The following is a 17,284-nucleotide window of genomic DNA, read 5'->3' on the forward strand; positions in this document are numbered from 1 at the left end:
ATGACGGTAACCGGGTTGGTGCTGGCCGCCGGCGGCTCGCAGCGGCTCGGGCGGCCCAAACAGCTGCTGCCGTTCCGCGGCCGCACCCTGCTCGACGCGACCGTCGACATGGCCCGGGCCTGCGAATTCGACGAGCTGCTGGTCACCGTCGGCGGTTCGGCCGCGGAGGTCCGCGCCCAGTGCGACCTTTCTTCGGTACGGGTGATCGAGAACCCGTCGTTCTCCAGTGGATGCGGGTCGTCGATTCGTACCGCGATCGCGTCCGTCTCTTCTGATCGGCTCGTCCTGCTGCTGGGTGACCAACCCGGTGTTCGGCCGGCCGATGTGCGCCGGTTGTCCTCTCTGTCGGGCGCCATCGGCGTGTGCCGATACTCCGACGGGCTCGGGCACCCCTTCCTGTTCCATCGTTCGGTCTTCGGTGAGCTGTCCACCTTGCACGGTGACAAGGCGGTGTGGAAGCTTCTGCATTCCGGGCGGTACCCGGTGACCGAAATCGATTGCGCCGGTACGGTGCCGATCGACGTGGACACCATCGACGACTACGAACGGCTGCTCAAGCTTGAACACTCCTGAGGACGTCATCCAGCGCCTGGACGCGGTCGACTACCTGGCCGACGACGGTCTCGCCATGGCCGTCTACCTGGCGCTGCGCCTGGGCAAGCCGCTGCTGCTCGAGGGGGAGCCCGGGGTCGGCAAGACGGCCGCCGCCAAAGCCCTCGCGCAAGCCCTGGACACGCCGTTCATCCGGCTGCAGTGCTACGAGGGGCTGACCGCGGGGGAGGCGCTGTACGAGTGGAACTACCAGCGGCAGCTGCTGCACATCCGGCTCGCCGAGGCGCGCGGCCTGTCCGTCGACGACGGGGATCTGTTCACCACTTCCTTTCTGCAGGAACGGCCGATCCTGCGGGCCGTCCGGCACGACGGCCCCACCCCTCCGGTGCTGCTGATCGACGAGATCGACCGGGCCGACGACGAGTTCGAGGCGCTGCTCTTCGAATTCCTCGGCGAGGCCGCCGTCACCATCCCGGAACTCGGCACCTTCGCCGCCACCCGGCCGCCGGTCGTCATCCTCACCTCCAACCGCAGCCGCGACCTGCACGACGCGTTGCGCCGCCGCTGCCTGTACCACTGGATCGAGTTCCCCACCCCGGCACAGGCCGCGGCGATCGTCCGGCGCGCGGTCCCCGGCGCGACGGCGCCGCTGATCCGCAGCGCCACCGAGTTCATCGGTACGGTCCGCGGGCTCGACCTCGACAAGGCGCCCGGGCTGGCCGAGACCATCGACTGGGTGTCCGCCCTGGCCGCGCTCGGCGTCACCGAACTCGCCTCCACCGACGTGATCCGCACCCTCGGCACCATCGCCAAGACGCCCGACGACCGGGCCCTCATCGCTGACACACCAGTGACCACCCCTCGTGCTCGGAGAGACCAGCCATGAAGATCACCAATGAGTTCACCGTGCAGATCCCGATCGACGAGGCCTGGAAGGTCTTCACCGACCTCGAAGGCATCGCCCCCTGCATGCCCGGCGCCCAGCTGACCGGGGTCGAGGGCGAGGTCTACAAGGGCAAGGTGAAGATCAAGGTCGGGCCGGTGATCTCGGACTTCTCCGGCACCGCCCAGTTCACCTCCAAGGACGACGCCGCCTACACGGCGGTCATCGACGCCAAGGGCCGCGACGCCCGCTCGGCAGGCAACGCGTCGGCCACGGTGAGCGCCGCCCTGACCGCCGTCGACGCCACCAGCACCAGGGTCAACGTCGACACCGACCTGAAGATCAGCGGCAAGCTGGCCCAGTTCGGCAGCGGCATGATCAAGGAGGTGTCGTCGAAGCTGCTGGCCCAGTTCGTCGCCAACCTGGAGAAGAAGCTGGCCACCGACACCACCGCTCCGGCCGCCGTTGTTCCCGCTGCTGCTCCGGCCGCCGTTGTTCCCGCTGCCGCCGAGGTCGCCTCCACCGAGGTCGCTGCTCCGGCTGCCGATGCTGTCGCTGCGCCGGCTGCCGACGCTGTTGCTGCTCCGGCCGCCGCCGAAGCTTCCGTCGAGACGCCGGTCGCCTCCGCGGCCGCCGTGGAGACCGTCCCGGTCACCGCGGCCCCGGTGGGTATCCCGGCCGCTGACGGCAGCCTCGCCAAGGACGAGTCGGCGAGTCTCGTGGTCGAGCCCGACCCCTCCGCCGGTGAGGTCACGGCCGCTGCCGGCCGGACCGAGGTCGCCGAAGGCACGCCGGACCCGGTCGCGCCGCTGCGCACGCCGGACGCCGACCTCTCCGACGCTCCCGCCGTGGTCGCCGCCTCCTCCACCGCCGTGACCACCGCGCCTGTCGCCACTCCCGCCGATGCTCCCGCCACCGCTCCGGCCACCGCGTCGGCCGATGCTCCCGCTACCGCTCCGACCGCTGCGTCGGCCGATGCTCCCGCTACCGCTCCGACCGCTGCACCGGCCGCCGCGACGACTCCGGTTGCCGTGACCTCTGGTGCTGGGGCCGCTCCGGCTGTCGCGCCTGTCGCCACTGCTGAGCGCAAGATCGAGAGTGTCGAGGCGGAGCCGCTGGATCTGCTGGAGGTTGCCGGTGGGTCGATCTACAAGCGGCTCATCCCGGTCGCCATCGGTGCGGTCGTTGTCGTCGGCGCCGTCATCGTCTGGTTCGTTGCCCGGGGCTGACGCCGTCCCGGTGCTGCTGCGGGGCATCGACCGGGCCGCGTTCGCCGTCGCGTTCGCGGCCCGGTTGCGCCGGGCCGGGATGGCTGCCGGGATCACCGAGACCGGGGATCTGGTCAGTGCGCTGGAGGCCAGCCCGCCCACGTCCCGGACGGCGCTGTACTGGACCGCGCGCGTGTCCCTCGTACGAAAGCATGATGATCTTGCAGTTTTTGATCGGATCTTTGCGACCGTCTTCGATGACACGCCACCGTTGCCGTTGAGCCGGAAGGCGATTCCGCCCAAGCCCCGTGACGACAGTGTCAACGTCGCGGTGCCGGGGACCGGTGACGAGACCACCGTCTCCGGGTTGCCGTGGGCCACGCTGCCCCCGGCGGTCGCCGCCGACGAGGACGCCGACGACGACGGCCTGAACCTGCCCGAACTGCGGCCCAGCACCCTGGCCGCGCTGGCCGACCGGCCGTTCGAGGACCTGGACGCGGCACAGACCGAGGCCCTCGGCGAGGCGCTGCGGCAGGCGCTCACCCACTGGCCACGGCGTCGAGGCCGCCGGCACCGCCCGGACCGCACCGGCCGCCGGGTCGCGTTGCGGCCGACCATCGCCCGAGCCCGCCGCACCGGCTGGGAGGCGATCACCGTTGTCCGCGAACGCCCGGTCCCGCGCCCCCGCCGGGTGGTGATGCTCTGCGACGTGAGCGAGTCGATGCGCGCGCAGGCGGCCGCGTACCTGCAGTTGATGCGGGCGTTCACCACTGTCGCGGACGCCGAGGTGTTCGCCTTCGCCACCGGCCTGACCAGGTTGACCGTCCCGCTCCGGCACACCTCGCCCCGCGAGGCGATCGACCAGGCCAGCGAGGCCGTCGACGACCGTTTCGGCGGCACCCGGATAGCCGCGAACATCGCCACGTTGCTCGACTCCCACCACGGCAACACGGTCCGGGGCGGCGTCGTTATCATCTCCTCGGACGGCTGGGACACCGACCCACCGGAGAGGATGTCCGCCGCGATGGCCCGCCTGAGCCGCCGCGCCTACCGGGTCCTGTGGTTGAATCCCCGCGCCGGAGCGGCCGGGTTCGCCCCGAAGGTGGGCGGCATGGCGGCAGCCCTCCCGTTCTGCGACCTCCTGCTCCCGGCAGCCACCTTCACCGACCTGACCACAGCGGCCCGCTGCCTCGCCGACTTGACCTGAGGCGCGAACCGGCATCGGGATCGTCCTAGGGGCTTTCTCCGGTGCCCGCACACGTAGGTCTCGCCCCTCCACGGTCGGCTGATCCTTTTCGGCATCCCAGGCCAGGGCCAGTCGCTTCCACTCCACCGACGAGGGATCCTCCATGCTGTCGCCGTAGAACGGAAGGCGTGGCCGTCCTACCTTCCGTTGCCATTCCCGCTGGAAACGACGGACCGAGCGTCCGCTGTAGACAGTTTCCATCGCGAGTTTCAAGACCGGGCGCGGAAAGGACAGCCCGCGCCCTCGGCTGCGGGAATCAGGCCACCCGCGACGTCTGGTTGAACGATGGCCATCGCGATTTCGATGGCATCGGAGACGCTGTACCCCTTGCATTCGATGCGAATGGTCAGTCTTCCATCGGCCTCGTGAAGAGAGATGATGTCGTTCTTCTCGTACTCATCGCACCGAGCACGTTATGAGGAGGGCGGCTTGACGATCCCGAACTCCAGATAGACGGTCCACGGTGATTTCATGTCTCACTGTGCCCGTTTCTGCCGGACGGCCTCGTTGGGTACCCAGTGGCTCAAGGCTCCGAAGGCAAACGATGGAAGTGATCCACGACAACTCCTGGTCGCCTGTGCGATGCCAGACAACCGTTGCCGCCAGGATGGACAGGGTGGCGAGAACGAGGCGGCGTTCGGGGACGCAGCCCTGGGCGCCGCCGCTCCCGGCGATGGGAGGGACTGCCGGACCCGTGCCGGTGTCAATTGGTGCACACTTCTGCGAGGCGTCAAGGGACCTGGTGTGCGATTCGGTGCCTACATTCGCATCTGAATCAGGCCAAGATCGCAATCAATCATTTACAGGTGAAAGAATCAGTGTCGGGGTAAAGGGTTTTCCTGACGGGCAGGGATCCGGTCGGTGATGTAGTCGACTCGGAAGATCGGGTATTGGTCGGCTACTGCGGCGAAGTCCGGGAGGGAAGCGTTCGGGTTCAGGGGGATGTGTGGGCGGGCGCCGGGCACCTGTTGCAGGAAGCGGCGCAGGATCGGGGCGCGTTCGGGGACCGGGAGTTCCACCAGGTGGCACGGGCGGGACCGGCCGTGCCGGAGCACCGCCCGGCCGGAGGCGGCGCGGACGTTGCGGACCCAGTTGCAGTCGGCGCCGAGCATCGGGACCAGGTACCAGTGGCCCTGCCAGTCGGCCATGCCCAGGGGGAAACGGGTGATCCGGCCCGACCTGCGGCCCGGCACCTCCAAGGTGACCCAGCGCCGCGGCGCCAGGCCGAGGGCGTGGATCCGGGCCCACAGGTGGGCGAAACGGCGGGCGGTGGTGTTGCCGCGGCCACCGGCGTACATCTCGCGCAGTTTCTTGTCGGTGAAGGCCATGGGTCGATGGTGCGGCCGGAGCGGTGACCGGGGACAGGGCCGAAAGTCCGGGTCAGCTCCAGAGTGTCACGTGGATGGACGGCTTGAAGCGGGCCACGCTCACCCCGTTGCCGCGCATCATCGCCTGGATGGCTCTCGGGGTGGAGGCGAAGCGGGCCAGTTCGGCCGGGGCGGTCAGGTTCGAATCGACCAGGGTCATCGAGTGCCACACCTCCTCCAGGCCGGTGTGCGGGCCGTGGAACGGGACCAACTGTCCCTTGCGGATCTCCGGGGCCACCGTGAACGCCAGGGCGGCGGCCACACCCCGGCCCCGTTTCGCCTCCTCGACGGCGGCCGCGTGGCTCTGGAAGATCTCCTGCCGGTCGTCGGGCACCCCCAGCCGGCGCAGCAGGGTCGGGATGGCGCCCCGGTCGGCGGCCGCGGACGGGCCCAGCAGCCACGTCTGGCCCCGCAGCTGGCGCGGGGACGGCTGGCAGCCTGCCATCGGATGATCCGGACCGGTCACCGTGACGATCTTGTAGTACATCACCGGGCGGCACCGGACCGCCGGGTTCGGCACCGCGGGCGCCGGGCCGATCGCGATGTCGACGCGCCGTTCGATCAGGGCCGCCGCGAACGAGCCGGGGTTGCGCACGCTCAACTCGAGGTCCAGGTCGGCGGCCCGGTTGGCGAACAGCTCGATCAGACCGGGCGCGGCGTGCTCGGCGAACAGCGACGACGCGCCGACCCGCAGCAGCCTGCGGCCCTGACCGGCGGCGCTGACCTCCAGCACGGTGATGTCCTGCAGACCCAGCAGCTCGGTGGCCCGGCTCGCCAGCCGCAGCCCGCCGGGGGTGAACGACAGCCCGCTCGCCGTCCGGGAGAACAGCTGGTCGCCCAGCTCCTTGCGCAGCTGTCCGATGTGCAGTGACACCGCCGACTCGGAGACCTCGAGCTCAACGGCCGCATGTTTGACCGATCCGCATCGGACGACGGCCGCGTAAGCGCGCAACTGAGTCGGGGTCACAGCGTGTTCATCCCCCTACCGAGAGGTCGAGATGGTCTCACCCGGAAAATGTATCGCGATCAACATTCGCCGGGCCCGGCGCGTCGCACATGGTGATCACACCGGCGATCTCACCGATACCCGTACGGCGATCCGCGCATACCCTGACCACCGCCGGAGCCGCACGAGCAGGAAGGACCGACGATGCCGACTTTCCAGGCAGACGACGGTGTGGAGATCTACTGGGAGCAGTGGGACGGCGACACCGGGCAGCCTCCGGTGCTGCTGCATCACGGGTTCATCGCCAGCGGTCTCACCAACTGGGTCCTGCCGGGTGTGGTGGACGCGCTGCGGGCCAGCGGCCGCCGGGTGGTCGCGATCGACGCCCGCGGCCACGGCCGGTCCGGGAAACCGCACGACCCGTCGTTCTACGGCGAGAGCCGGATGGCCCGGGACGTCAGCCGGCTCCTCGACCTGCTCGGGGCCACCGCCGCCGACGTGGCCGGTTATTCGATGGGCGCGATCGTGTCGCTGCTCCTGGCCACCCGGGACCGGCGGGTGCGCCGGCTGGCGATCGGCGGGGTCGGCGCCGCGGTGGTGGAGCTGGGCGGGGTGGACACCCGGGTCATCCCGGCCGCCGACTTCCGGGCCGCCTTCGAGACCGACGATCCGGCGGCGATCACCTCGCCGGCGGCCGCCGGGTTCCGCTCGTTCGTGGACGCGGTCGGCGGGGACCGGGTCGCCCTGGCCGCGCAGGCGGCGGCCCTGCACGCCGAACCGATCCCGCTGGATTCCCTCACCGTGCCGACGCTGGTGCTGGCTGGCCGGGAAGATCCGCTGGCCGGCCGTCCGGAGATCCTGGCGAAGGCGATCCCGGGCGCCCGCCTGGCCGTCGTCGACGGCGACCACCTGGGCGCGGTCCGGGTTCCGGCGTTCACCACCGAGCTCGTCGGTTTCCTGAACTCGGGGCGCTGACCGATACCCTGGGCCGGTGTCTGCGAAGAGTGTCACCGGGGCGATCAAGGACGCGATCCTCGCCGGGGAGTTCATGCCCGGCGAGCGCCTGGTCGAGGCCCAGTTGACCGAGCGGTTCGGGGCCAGCCGGTTCACCGTCCGGGTGGCCCTGCAGGACCTGTCCGGTGAGGGGCTGGTGGAGATCCAGCGCAACCGGGGCGCCCAGGTCCGCAAGATCTCGCTCGCCGAGACGATCGAGATCACCCAGGTCCGGATGGTGCTCGAAGGCTTGGTGGCGGCGCAGGCCGCGGAGCGTGCGACCGCCGGGCAGACCGCCGAGCTGGACGGGATCGCCGGGCAGATGCGGCAGGCGGTGGCCGACGGCGAGTTCCGCCGCTACAGCGACCTCAACCAGCGCCTGCACGCCATGATCCGGGACATCGCCGGGCACACCACCGCCGACCGGCTGATCGGGACGCTGCGGGCCCAGCTGGCCCGGCACCAGTTCATGCTGTCGCTGCTGCCGGGCCGCCCGCAGACGTCGCTGCCGGAGCACGAGCGGATCGTCGCGGCGATCCGGGCGCACGACCCGGCCGAGGCGGAGGCCGCGATGCGCGCCCACATCGCCAGCGTGATCTCGGTTCTGAAGAGCCTGGACGATTAGGGTGAAACAGGCGGCGTGCCGTGGGTGTGGAACGACGCGATCGTCTGCAGGCCCCACGCCTGGCCCTTGGCCCGTTCCGCCTCGGTCCAGGTGATCACCTCGTGGTCCGGGGCGAGCAGCAGCCGGGCGCCCGCGTTGCACAGTTCGATCCGGTTTCCGCCCGGCTCCCACACGTACAGGAAGAAAGTCTGTTGAATGGCGTGTTTGTGGGGTCCGGTCTCGATGTGCACGCCGGCTTCCAGGAAGACGTCGGCGGCCCGGAGGATGTCCTCGCGGGTGTCGGTGGCGAAGGCGATGTGGTGCAGCCGGCCGGTCGAGCCGGTGCGGTCCCGGGTGTAGACCATGTCGTACGACTTGTCGGTGAACGTGTACCAGATCGCGGCTTTCGTCCCGTCGTTCAGCACGATCTGCTCGCTGGCCCGCCCGGTGAGAGTGTCGGCGAGGAAGTCGTCCGGGAGGTCCCGCGCCAGGAAGTTCACGTGATCCAGCCGCCGCACGTTGGTGCCCCGCCCGGGGAAGCGCGCCGCCTGATTCTTCAACGACGGCCGGGTGGCATCGGAGGGAACGTATCGACGAGTCTCGTAGTGGATGCCGAACGCGTGACCGTCGGGGTCACGGAAGTGGAAGACCGGTCCGTACCCGAAGTCGCTGGTCACCCACTCCTCGCCCAGTCCCGCCGCCTGGATGTCGCGCACCCGCCGGTCGAGGGCCTCCGGACTGCGGGCCCGGAGCCACGTCCGCCCGATTCCGGACGTACCGCCACCAGTGATCTTGATCGTGAAGCTCTCGTAGTCGTCCCAGGCGTGCAGCCAGACACTGTCGCCGCGGCGATCGACCACCTCCAGGGCCATCTGGTCGGTGAAGAACCGGACCGTGTCGTCCAGGACCGGGGTGAGCAGCTCGACGGCGGAGACGTGGGCGATGTCGCGGATCTTCTCAACCATGGTTCCCCCTCGGATGGACGCGCCCGTCCAGGAGCAGGCGCGCGGTGCTGACGACTGCCGACCGCCCGGACTCCGGGTCGACGATCACGTCGGAGAAACCGGCCGGATGTTCGATACGGATCGTGCCGGAACCACCGGTGGACCCGACAGTGCCCGGCATCGCCGCCGCGGTCGCCACGGTCACCGCCGCCAGCACGCCGATCGAGGAGTGCACGCGATGCGGGATGAACATCCGCGAGGCGAGCGTGCCACCGTTCTCCGGCGGGGAGATCAAGCACATTTTCGGTACGGTCGTCGCGGTCACGTCACCCAGGCCCATCAACGCGCCGGCGGTGATCCGCAACGCCTCGACCCGGGCGCGCAGACGGTTGTCCGCCTCCAGTTCGGCCGGGGTCTCGCGCCCGGTGACACCCACCGAGGCCGCGGTCAGCAGCACCACCGGCATGCCGTTGTCGATCAGGGTGGCCGGGGTGCCGTCCAGGTCGTCGACGGGGCGCCCGGTCGGCAGCAGCGCCGCGGCCACCGACCCGGCGGTGTCCCGGAACTCGACCTCGATCCGCGCCGCGGTTCCGGGGACGCCGCTGAGTTCGGTGTCGCCGGAGTACTCGACGCGGCCGCCCGGGGTGCGGACGGTCACCACGGCCAGGGCGCCGGTGTTGAGCATGCGGACCCGTACCGGCGTGGTGTCGTCGCCGGCCGTGACCAGGCCTCGCTCGATGGCGAACGGGCCCACCCCGGCCAGGATGTTGCCGCAGGGTTGTCCGGTGTCGACCCTCGGGTGGTCGACCGCCACCTGCAGGAACAGGTAGTCGACGTCGGCGTCCGGGTCGTCGGAGCGGTTGACCACGGCGACCTTGCTGGTCAGCGGGTGGGCGCCGCCGATGCCGTCGATCTGCCGGGGGTCGGGGGAGCCCATGATCTGCAGCAGGAGGGTGTCGCGCTCCTCGTCCGTTGCGGGGAGATCCTCGCGGAGGAAGTACGCGCCCTTGGACGTCCCGCCTCGAATGATCATCACGGGGACGCTCATTCGTAGATCACCCCCAGTTGTTCGAGGAGGGGGCGGAGTTCGTACATGTCGAGCCCGAGTTCACCTGCGGCGAGGCGGCTCCGTTTCGAAATTTCGGTATCTATCCTTTTCTGAGCGGTGATCCGGACCTCCGCCGCGCGTGCGTGCGGCACGACCACCACCCCGTCGTCGTCGGCGACGATCGCGTCTCCGGGATGGATCGACTGGCCGCCGGCGACGATCGGCACGTTGACCGATCCCGGACTGGCCTTGACCGTTCCCGCTGTGCTGACCGCCCGGGCCCACACCGGGAACCCCATCTCGCGCAGCTCGGCGACATCACGCACCCCGGCGTCCAGGACCACCCCGATCGCCCCGTGCGCCCGCAGCGAGGTGGCCAGCAGCTCGCCGAGCATCCCGTCGGTCGACGGCGACGTGGTCGTGACCACGACGACGTCACCGGGCCGGACCTGCTCCACCGCCGCGTGGATCATCAGGTTGTCGCCGGGATGGCAGGAGACGGTCACCGCGCTGCCGGCGATCCGCGCCCCGGCCTGGATCGGGGTGATCGCGGGGGAGAGGGCGCCCCGCCGGCCGTCGGCCTCGTGCACGGTCGACGCCCCGGCCGCCGCCAGGCTCGTCAGGATCCCGGCGGGCACCCGCTCGATCGACCGCACCACCACGTGCCGCGCGGTCACGACAGCTCCCGGGTGACCTGCGGGTAGATCCGCATGTACGCCTCGGCCCGGGTGTCGTTCGGCAGCCCCAGGTTGGGGCCGGAGTTGCGGGCCGCCTGCAGACCGCGCCGGCTGCCCAGCTCGGTGTAGTAGGTGTGCAGGTGCTTCTGGGCGGCCAGGATCCGCATGGCCGCACACTTGGTCTCCCACACCTCGGTGACGTCGAGCAGCACGTTCGGCAGGAAACCGCACTGTTCGGGCTGGTGCGGCTCGAAGCAGAACACCGGCGGCGCCCCGATCACGCCGCCCGGCCCCTCCACTCCCGGGGCCTGCGCCAGCACCCGGGCCTTCAGAGCCAGGGCATGGGCAAAACCATGATCATTGTTGTACGGGTCGGTGGGCGCGTGGGTCAGCACGGTGGCCGGTTGCACCTCCCGGTACAGATCGATCAGCCCCCGCAGCAACTCCGGCGTCTCGACGAGCGGGTAGTCGTTCGCGTCGAAGAACCGGATCTGGGCCCCGAGGGTCTTCGCGGCCTCCTCGGCCTCACCCCGCCGATGGTCCTTGACCTGCTGCAGCGTGTAGCCCTGACGCCACAGCGAGGCCGACTCACCACGCTCGCCGAAACTCATGCAGCCGATCACCACCCGCTGCCCGCGGGCGGTGGCCAGGGCGATCGCGCCGCCGGCCCGCCACACGAAATCCCCGGGATGCGCGGTAAGCACCAGTGTCGCAGTCATGCCGCACATTGTTGACAATCCTGTCGCCAAAGGGGAAGACTTGCTCCATGACAATCGTCGCCGTCCTCGGGCTCGGGGAAGCCGGTGGTCTGCTGGCCACCGACCTGGCCGCCGCCGGCGCCACCGTCCAGGCCTTCGACCCGGTGGTTCCTCGCGGCGATTTCCATAGTGACGCCGAGGCGGTCGCAGGAGCGTCGCTGATTCTGAGCGTCAACAGCGCCGCCGACGCGGTCGCCGCCCTGCGCGACTCGCTGCCCGCACTGGCGCCCGGCGCGATCTGGGCCGACCTCAACACCGCGACACCGGCGCTGAAGGAGACGCTCGCCGGCCTGTTCCCGCGGGTCGTCGACGTGGCCCTGATGGCGCCGGTCCCCGGCCGCGGGCTGCGCACCCCGATGACCGCCAGCGGCCCGGCCGCCGCCGAGCTGGCCGGGGTGCTGGGCGGGTTCGGCGCCACGGTCACCGTGCTGGACGGGCCGGTCGGTGCGGCCGCCACCCGCAAACTGCTGCGCAGCGTCTTCTACAAGGGGATGGCCGCGGCCGTCGTCGAGGCCCTGGACGCGGCGCGGGCCGCCGGGCTGGAGGAGTGGCTGCGCGGCAACATCCGCGACGAGCTGATCCGGGCCGACGCCGCCACCCTGGACCGCCTGGTCGACGGCTCGCACCGGCACGCCGTGCGGCGGCGCGACGAGATGGCCGCCGCGACCGAGCTGCTCGGCGACCTGGGTGTGCCGCCGCGCGTCGCGGCGGCGGCCCGGGACGTGCTAGCCGGGCTGACTCATCGCCAGGGCCTCGGCGGCGATCTCCAGCAGAGCCTCGACGGGGTCGCCTGACGGCGGCGGCAGCGGAGCCGGGTCCTCGCACCGGTCCAGCAGCAGCTCGACGAGCGCGGCCCGCTGCACGATCGCCTCCGGGTCGATGGCGCCGGGCAGGATCCGGACCTCGACGGTGTCCCGGACCGGGGTGTCGGTCAGCACCTGCATCAGGTTGACGTCGAAGAACTTGGTCAGCCCGCCCTCGGTCGCGGCCGTGCGCAACTCCGCCTCGGACGGGTTCCCGGCGACCGCGGAGACCAGCGGCTCGGGCAGCGGGGCCAGCCGGCGGCAGGCCGGGTTGGTGGCCAGCAGCGCCCGCAACGGCTCCCGGTAATGCGCGAACAGCCGCACCACGTTGGCCAGGGCAGCCGGATCACGGAACGGCTTGCCGTCCACGTGCAGATGCACCGCCGCCTCGGTGGGCACGGTGAACCCCAGCTCACGGGCCGGGCCGAGCAGCTCGGCGAGGGCCTCGTGATGACCGTGGGCCAGCGGCGGGGTGACGATCTCGCAGGGGCGCTCGCGTTCCCCGCCGGCCGGTGCGGCCAGAGCGATCGTGGAACCCGATGAATCGTCCAGCCGCAGGAACGGCCCGTGCCGGGACGGGACGGTGCCCCAGAGGCGGCCGGCCGGTTCCAGGACCTCGTCCAGGGGGCCGGCCGGGTCGCACTGTGCCGCGAGCAGTCGCAGCAGACGAGCGTCGTCGGTGAGGACCCGGAACCAGCCGGTGATCGCGGGCCGCGAACGGTCCAGGCCGTCCATCAGCGTCACGTCGTCCACCAGGGTGCACAACAGGGCGCCGTCCGCACGGCGCACCTCGAAACCCTGGGTAAGATGCAGGAACCGCCCCAGGCCCGGGACCAGGGACGGTTCGCTGTCGTGGTGCCAGATCGGCCGGACGCTGCCCCCACAGCGTCCGGCCAGGTCCTCGGCGAGGGTGCGCCGGCTGACCCCGGACGGGGCCATCAGCTCGATCTCGAAGCCGATTCGCCGGCGCAGGGTCGTCACGGCTCGAACGGCAGTTTCTTGCCGGCGAGCAGCTTCTCGCCACCCGCGATCTTGGCGTCGTACGCGGTCTTCAGCTTCCAGATCTTGGCGAGCTTGACGGCGTCGTCGTAGTCGTACCCGGCGTCGAAGAACTTGCCGACCGCCCGGGACTTCTCGCCCTCGGCGACCTCTTCCTTCGACGGCTTCGGGATCGGCAGCTCCTCGCCGGCGAGCAGCTTCTTGCCGGCCTTCAGCTTGGCGTCACCGGTGTCGGCGAGCTTCCAGATCTCGGCGAGCTTGACGGCGTCGTCGTAGTCGTACCCGGAGTTGAAGTACTCGGCGAACTGCTTGTCCTGCTCCGGGTCGATCGGCTCCTCGCCGCCGACCGGGCCGTCACCGTTCGGGATCGGGTTGACCGGCAGGTTCTCCCCGGCCAGCAGCTTCAGGCCGGCGACCGCCTTGGCCTGGGCGAACTTGTCCGCACCGAGGTTCCACAGCTTGGCCAGCTCGACCGCGTTGTCGTAGCCGTACCCGGCCGCGAAGTACGCGTCGAAGCCCGCCGTGGTCTCCGCGTCGGTCAGCTCCTTCGCCGGGTCGATGGTGGGCGCGGTGCTCGGCGTGGCGGCCGGCGCCGCGGCCTGGATCGAGCCGGAATCGGCCGTGGCGGTGGTCGCCGGTCCGGCCGGAAGCATGGCCGGCAGCTGGGTGATACCCGCGATCAGGCCGGCGCTCAGCGCCACCCCGCCCGCGGCCTGGGCGCCCCGGCGGCGCCACGAGTACTTCCGGGACAGCTCCTCGACGCGGGCAAAGACCGCAGCGGGATCCGGCGTGTCGTTCTCATGTTTGGTGAAGGCTTCGCGCAGCCGGTCCTGGTGCTCAGTCACGACCCGTCTCCTAGGCGTGGGCTCGTAATTCCGACTCCTGATGGAGTCGGAGGGTCTTCAATGCCCTCGAGGCGTGGCTGCGCACCGTGGCGGTGGCGCACCCGAGCTGGTCGGCGATCTGCTCGTCGTCCATCTGCTCGTAGTAACGCATCACCAGCACCGCGCGCTGCTTACGCCCGAGTGTGGCCAGCCGGTGCCAGAGAGCGTCGGCCTCGACCACACCGTCGGCGTGATCGCGGACACCGCCGCGGGCATCGTCCAGCTCGATCAATCGTTCCCCGGCAGCGTGCACGTGCCGGACCGCCCAGCTGCGCCGCCACGACAGGTACTCGTTGAGAACCATGCGTCGGACGTACGCCTCCGGGGAGTCGGCATCGCTGATCCGCTTCCAGCGGACCTGGGCACGAGCCAGTACCTCCTGGACCACGTCCTGCGCCAGGTCCCGGTCACCGGTGAGAACCACCGCGTAACGAAGGAGACTCGGCAGGCGCGCCAGCGCGAATTGCTCGAAGGTCACACCCACATCGACGCATCCCGCACCCGAGTTGTGCACTCGATTCCCGATTTAATTTCCGGCCGCCGCGGGTCGTCCCGAACTTTCAAGTCGCCGGGGCGGACGCCGATAAGGGGCACAGTCCCGAACTGCCGTCCCGGCGTGTCACAGAGGTGAATGATGATCAACGGTTCAGCTGGTTTGATGTCCGCCCCCGGGGTGGAGGGAGCGGCACCGACCGAGTTGCCGGAGATCGGTGCAGCGGTCTTCCTGGTCCTCGGCGACGGCGTCAACCTCCGGTCCCGGGTGGAAGCCGTCGACGGGAACACCATCACCGTCGCGGCGCCCCTGGAGACCACCGACATGTCGGTGTTCGAACCCGGCCGCGAGTTCGAGATCTTCTGGGCGCCGCCGCGCACCCGGGTGATCCTGCCCTGCCGACTGGTCGCCGTCTCCGGCAGCGCCCCGTCCCGCTGGACGGTGGTTCCGGCCGGCCCGTCCCGCCACGACAACCGCCGCGAGTACGTCCGGGGCGGCGCCGGAGCCGTCGTCCGTCTCGAGGCCGAGGTGGAGGGGCAGCCCGCCGAAGGTGTCCTGCTGGACATCAGCGAGGGCGGTCTGCGCTGCTGGATCGACGAGGTGACGTCGCTGAAACAGGGCGACCGGGTCTCCGCCACGGTGTGGCTGGGCACCGCGGAGGCCCATCTGAGCGGCACGGTCCTGAACGTCCGGGAAGCCCCCCACGGCGACCCGGGCCAGCACCTGATCCTGACCTTCGGCACCGGCGAGGACATGGCCCAGATGATCCGCCAGTACATCATGGCCTGGGAGATCGGCGAACGCCGCCGCAACCGCCGAGCCTGACCCGGCCTGTCGTAACTGTCGAGCCTGACTCGGTCTGTCGTAACTGTCGAGCCTGACCCGGCCCGGCGCCACCACGGTCCCCCCGGCCTGGTGGCGCCGATACGGCCCGCCCGTGGTGGCTTCCGGCGCGTTGTGCGCCGGAAGCCACCACGTCGTCGTCAGGGGCTGGTGGAAAGTCGGCCGGGGCGCGAAGCGAGGTCAGGAAGGAGTCAGGCGCCGGCCGCATTCCGGTGTTGCGGGTGGGCTGTGCGCGGAGGTTGCCGAGCGCCCTCCTTGCCACGCCGCCAATCGGCCGGATTCCGGTCAGCCGCAGTCCGTTCTGCGTCATGGCCACGTCGGCGGCCCGGGTGTGGCCGTGGGGTTCGCATTCGCCCGGCGGTCGCGGGGTGGCCCGGGCGGCGGGCCTGCCTTGCGTGGCCGCCAGGGGAGTTGCTTCTTGCGGTTGTCGGCCCCGGTGGCGTAACAGAAAAGGGTGTTGTTCGGTGGCTCGGATCGCGGTGACGGTCCGGGCCTTCCTGTCATGCGCGGCGTCTGCGGAGGAGGGAGCGGGCCACCAGGAAGGCGACTACCGCTACCAGCTGGCCGCCCAGAACGATCTTGTTGACGTCGATGGCGGGCCGCCAATGGACCTCGTCGCCGCGGATCACGTAGACGCCGGCCGGCGGGCGGAGAAGCCGTAACCGCCGCCGGAACCGCTTCCGCCGTCGGGGCCGGCGAGACCTTGGGAGCCGTCTGAGCTGTCGGAGATGTAGGGGCCGTCGGGGCCGGGTGCGGGATCGAGGCCGCCTGCGCCGCTACCCGCTCCGCCGCCGATGATCGCGACCGGTACCACCGTGACGCCGTCGCGTTCGATCGGGGTGCCGAAGACGCGTTCGACAGTGGCGGAATCGGTTCCGGCGCGGGCTCGTTCCAGGATTTCCGTCGCGTTGAGTTTCACCGGGATCACCTCTCGTCGATGTCCTCCCGGACAGCCTCTCCCGGTCGTCGTCCGGCCGCCATGGTTCTGTCGGCTCCCCGCATGCCTCGACTTCGCCGGGCGCGTCAGCTCTGCCGAACGGTTCAGTTCCGGTCGGGGGTGGCTGTGCTTTCCCGGATCACCAGGCGGGTGGGGACCAGGTCGGTGCCGGGGCCGGCCGGCTCGTCGTGGATCTGGCGTAGCAGGGCCTCGACGCAGCGCCTGCCGACCTCGGCGAAATCCTGGTGGACCGTGGTCAGTGGGGGCAGGTAGGACGCGGCGTCGGCCAGGTCGTCGAAACCGACGACGCTGACGTCGGCGGGGATGCGGCGGCCGCGTTCGTGCAGGGCCCGGAGCACGCCGAGGGCCATCTGGTCGTTGGCGGTGAAGATCGCGGTGCAGTTCGGGTCGGCGGCCAGGCGCAGGCCGGCCCGGTAGCCGGAGTCGGCGGACCAATCGCCGCGTTCCAGTGGCGGGACGGTCCGGCCGGCGTCTTCGAGGGCCCGGCGCCATGCTCCGGCGCGGCGTTCGGCGGAGAACGACTCGGCCGGGCCGGCGACGTGCCAGACGGTACGGTGACCCAGGCTGAGCAGGTGTTCCACGGCTTGACGGGCGCCGTCGGCCTGGTCGGTGTCGACCACGGGATAACGCTCTCCCGCATCGGAGTCGACGACCACCACATGGATGCCGGGGGGAAGGGCCACCGCGGTGGTGTCCAACAGATGCACTTCGATGATTAAAATGACGCCGTCGACGGCGAGTTCGCCCATTCTTGTGAACGCTCCCATGACATTGTCCTGGGTGGGCGCGCCGACCGGAATGAGGGTTATCGCGTAGCCCTCGGTGGCGGCCTGGGTGGCGATCGCCTCGACGGTTCGGCTGTTTCCGGTGGAGGACAAACCGAACAGGATGACACCGATGGTGTTGAACCGGCCGTAGCGCAGGGAACGGGCCGCGCTGTTCGGCCGGTACCCCAGCTCACTCATGGCGGCGAGCACCTGCTCACGAGTGGTTTCGACGACGCCGGGATGTCCGTTGGCGACCCGCGACACGGTCTGTGAGGAGACCCCGGCGAGGGCCGCCACGTCAGCCATCGATA

At 70.5% G+C, this 17,284-nt stretch carries 19 protein-coding genes; 8 read left to right on the plus strand and 11 right to left on the minus strand.

Annotated elements, in window-relative coordinates; translation table 11 throughout:
• The 4 genes from Aco03nite_RS28445 to Aco03nite_RS28460 are packed head-to-tail and all read left to right on the plus strand — an operon-like array spanning position 1 to position 3,850.
• Complete coding sequence (locus Aco03nite_RS28445) at positions 1-573, plus strand: nucleotidyltransferase family protein (protein ID WP_203799941.1); 573 nt, start codon at positions 1-3, stop codon at positions 571-573.
• Positions 560-1,438, plus strand: coding sequence for an AAA family ATPase (locus Aco03nite_RS28450; RefSeq protein WP_203799943.1), 879 nt, complete (start codon positions 560-562; stop codon positions 1,436-1,438). Before Aco03nite_RS28445 ends, Aco03nite_RS28450 begins: the two co-directional genes overlap by 14 nt.
• Complete coding sequence (locus tag Aco03nite_RS28455; RefSeq protein ID WP_203799945.1) at positions 1,435-2,664, plus strand: SRPBCC family protein; 1,230 nt, start codon at positions 1,435-1,437, stop codon at positions 2,662-2,664. The genes Aco03nite_RS28450 and Aco03nite_RS28455 overlap by 4 nt, the downstream gene beginning before the upstream one ends.
• The gene (locus tag Aco03nite_RS28460; protein ID WP_203799948.1) at positions 2,651-3,850 is read left to right on the plus strand and encodes a vWA domain-containing protein; all 1,200 of its coding nucleotides are present in this window, start codon (positions 2,651-2,653) and stop codon (positions 3,848-3,850) included. The genes Aco03nite_RS28455 and Aco03nite_RS28460 overlap by 14 nt, the downstream gene beginning before the upstream one ends.
• Before the next feature lie 854 nt (positions 3,851-4,704).
• Here Aco03nite_RS28460 and Aco03nite_RS28465 read toward each other — a convergent pair.
• Together Aco03nite_RS28465 and Aco03nite_RS28470 are read right to left on the minus strand one after the other, a co-directional pair.
• Positions 4,705-5,217, minus strand: coding sequence for a nitroreductase family deazaflavin-dependent oxidoreductase (locus Aco03nite_RS28465; protein WP_239145499.1), 513 nt, complete (start codon positions 5,215-5,217; stop codon positions 4,705-4,707).
• A gap of 52 nt (positions 5,218-5,269) precedes the next feature.
• Positions 5,270-6,223: a LysR family transcriptional regulator gene (locus tag Aco03nite_RS28470; RefSeq protein WP_203799950.1), complete on the minus strand. Its 954-nt coding sequence runs from the start codon at positions 6,221-6,223 to the stop codon at positions 5,270-5,272.
• A 183-nt stretch (positions 6,224-6,406) separates the two neighbouring features.
• Between Aco03nite_RS28470 and Aco03nite_RS28475 the strand changes: the two genes are divergently transcribed.
• Together Aco03nite_RS28475 and Aco03nite_RS28480 are read left to right on the plus strand one after the other, a co-directional pair.
• Positions 6,407-7,177: an alpha/beta fold hydrolase gene (locus tag Aco03nite_RS28475; protein WP_203799953.1), complete on the plus strand. Its 771-nt coding sequence runs from the start codon at positions 6,407-6,409 to the stop codon at positions 7,175-7,177.
• A 16-nt stretch (positions 7,178-7,193) separates the two neighbouring features.
• Complete coding sequence (locus Aco03nite_RS28480; protein WP_239145500.1) at positions 7,194-7,820, plus strand: GntR family transcriptional regulator; 627 nt, start codon at positions 7,194-7,196, stop codon at positions 7,818-7,820.
• Here Aco03nite_RS28480 and Aco03nite_RS28485 read toward each other — a convergent pair.
• From Aco03nite_RS28485 to Aco03nite_RS28500, 4 genes are read right to left on the minus strand one after another with little or no spacing between them, the layout of a single operon-like run.
• Positions 7,817-8,764, minus strand: a complete 948-nt coding sequence (locus Aco03nite_RS28485; protein WP_203799955.1) for a VOC family protein — start codon at positions 8,762-8,764, stop codon at positions 7,817-7,819. The two genes, Aco03nite_RS28480 and Aco03nite_RS28485, sit on opposite strands and share 4 nt — an antisense overlap.
• A complete protein-coding gene (locus tag Aco03nite_RS28490; protein ID WP_203800087.1) occupies positions 8,757-9,776 on the minus strand; it encodes a 4-oxalomesaconate tautomerase in 1,020 nt (339 codons plus the stop codon). The genes Aco03nite_RS28485 and Aco03nite_RS28490 overlap by 8 nt, the downstream gene beginning before the upstream one ends.
• 11 nt (positions 9,777-9,787) lie before the next feature.
• A complete protein-coding gene (locus Aco03nite_RS28495; RefSeq protein ID WP_203799957.1) occupies positions 9,788-10,468 on the minus strand; it encodes a 4-carboxy-4-hydroxy-2-oxoadipate aldolase/oxaloacetate decarboxylase in 681 nt (226 codons plus the stop codon).
• Positions 10,465-11,187 (minus strand): PIG-L deacetylase family protein, encoded by a 723-nt coding sequence (locus Aco03nite_RS28500; protein ID WP_203799960.1) that lies wholly within the window; start codon positions 11,185-11,187, stop codon positions 10,465-10,467. The genes Aco03nite_RS28495 and Aco03nite_RS28500 overlap by 4 nt, the downstream gene beginning before the upstream one ends.
• Positions 11,188-11,234: 47 nt before the next feature.
• Here Aco03nite_RS28500 and Aco03nite_RS28505 point away from each other — a divergent pair, with 47 nt between their 5' ends.
• Positions 11,235-12,020 carry a DUF1932 domain-containing protein gene (locus Aco03nite_RS28505; RefSeq protein ID WP_203799963.1) on the plus strand — a complete coding sequence of 262 codons (786 nt, stop codon included), beginning with the start codon at positions 11,235-11,237 and terminating at the stop codon, positions 12,018-12,020.
• Here the strand turns inward: Aco03nite_RS28505 and Aco03nite_RS28510 are convergent.
• From Aco03nite_RS28510 to Aco03nite_RS28520, 3 genes are read right to left on the minus strand one after another with little or no spacing between them, the layout of a single operon-like run.
• The gene (locus Aco03nite_RS28510) at positions 11,952-13,010 is read right to left on the minus strand and encodes an amidoligase family protein (RefSeq protein WP_239145501.1); all 1,059 of its coding nucleotides are present in this window, start codon (positions 13,008-13,010) and stop codon (positions 11,952-11,954) included. The two genes, Aco03nite_RS28505 and Aco03nite_RS28510, sit on opposite strands and share 69 nt — an antisense overlap.
• Complete coding sequence (locus tag Aco03nite_RS28515) at positions 13,007-13,873, minus strand: hypothetical protein (RefSeq protein ID WP_203799966.1); 867 nt, start codon at positions 13,871-13,873, stop codon at positions 13,007-13,009. Before Aco03nite_RS28515 ends, Aco03nite_RS28510 begins: the two co-directional genes overlap by 4 nt.
• A 10-nt stretch (positions 13,874-13,883) precedes the next feature.
• Positions 13,884-14,390, minus strand: a complete 507-nt coding sequence (locus tag Aco03nite_RS28520; RefSeq protein ID WP_203799969.1) for a SigE family RNA polymerase sigma factor — start codon at positions 14,388-14,390, stop codon at positions 13,884-13,886.
• Positions 14,391-14,570: 180 nt separating this feature from the next.
• Between Aco03nite_RS28520 and Aco03nite_RS28525 the strand changes: the two genes are divergently transcribed.
• Positions 14,571-15,230, plus strand: a complete 660-nt coding sequence (locus Aco03nite_RS28525) for a PilZ domain-containing protein (RefSeq protein WP_203799972.1) — start codon at positions 14,571-14,573, stop codon at positions 15,228-15,230.
• A gap of 643 nt (positions 15,231-15,873) precedes the next feature.
• Here the strand turns inward: Aco03nite_RS28525 and Aco03nite_RS28530 are convergent.
• Together Aco03nite_RS28530 and Aco03nite_RS28535 are read right to left on the minus strand one after the other, a co-directional pair.
• Complete coding sequence (locus Aco03nite_RS28530) at positions 15,874-16,167, minus strand: hypothetical protein (protein WP_203799975.1); 294 nt, start codon at positions 16,165-16,167, stop codon at positions 15,874-15,876.
• 122 nt (positions 16,168-16,289) lie between these two features.
• A complete protein-coding gene (locus Aco03nite_RS28535; protein ID WP_203799978.1) occupies positions 16,290-17,279 on the minus strand; it encodes a LacI family DNA-binding transcriptional regulator in 990 nt (329 codons plus the stop codon).
• Between the last annotated feature and the right edge of the window lie 5 nt (positions 17,280-17,284).

It is taken from the genome of Actinoplanes couchii (genome assembly GCF_016862075.1).
GTDB classification, from domain to species: Bacteria; Actinomycetota; Actinomycetes; order Mycobacteriales; family Micromonosporaceae; genus Actinoplanes; species Actinoplanes couchii.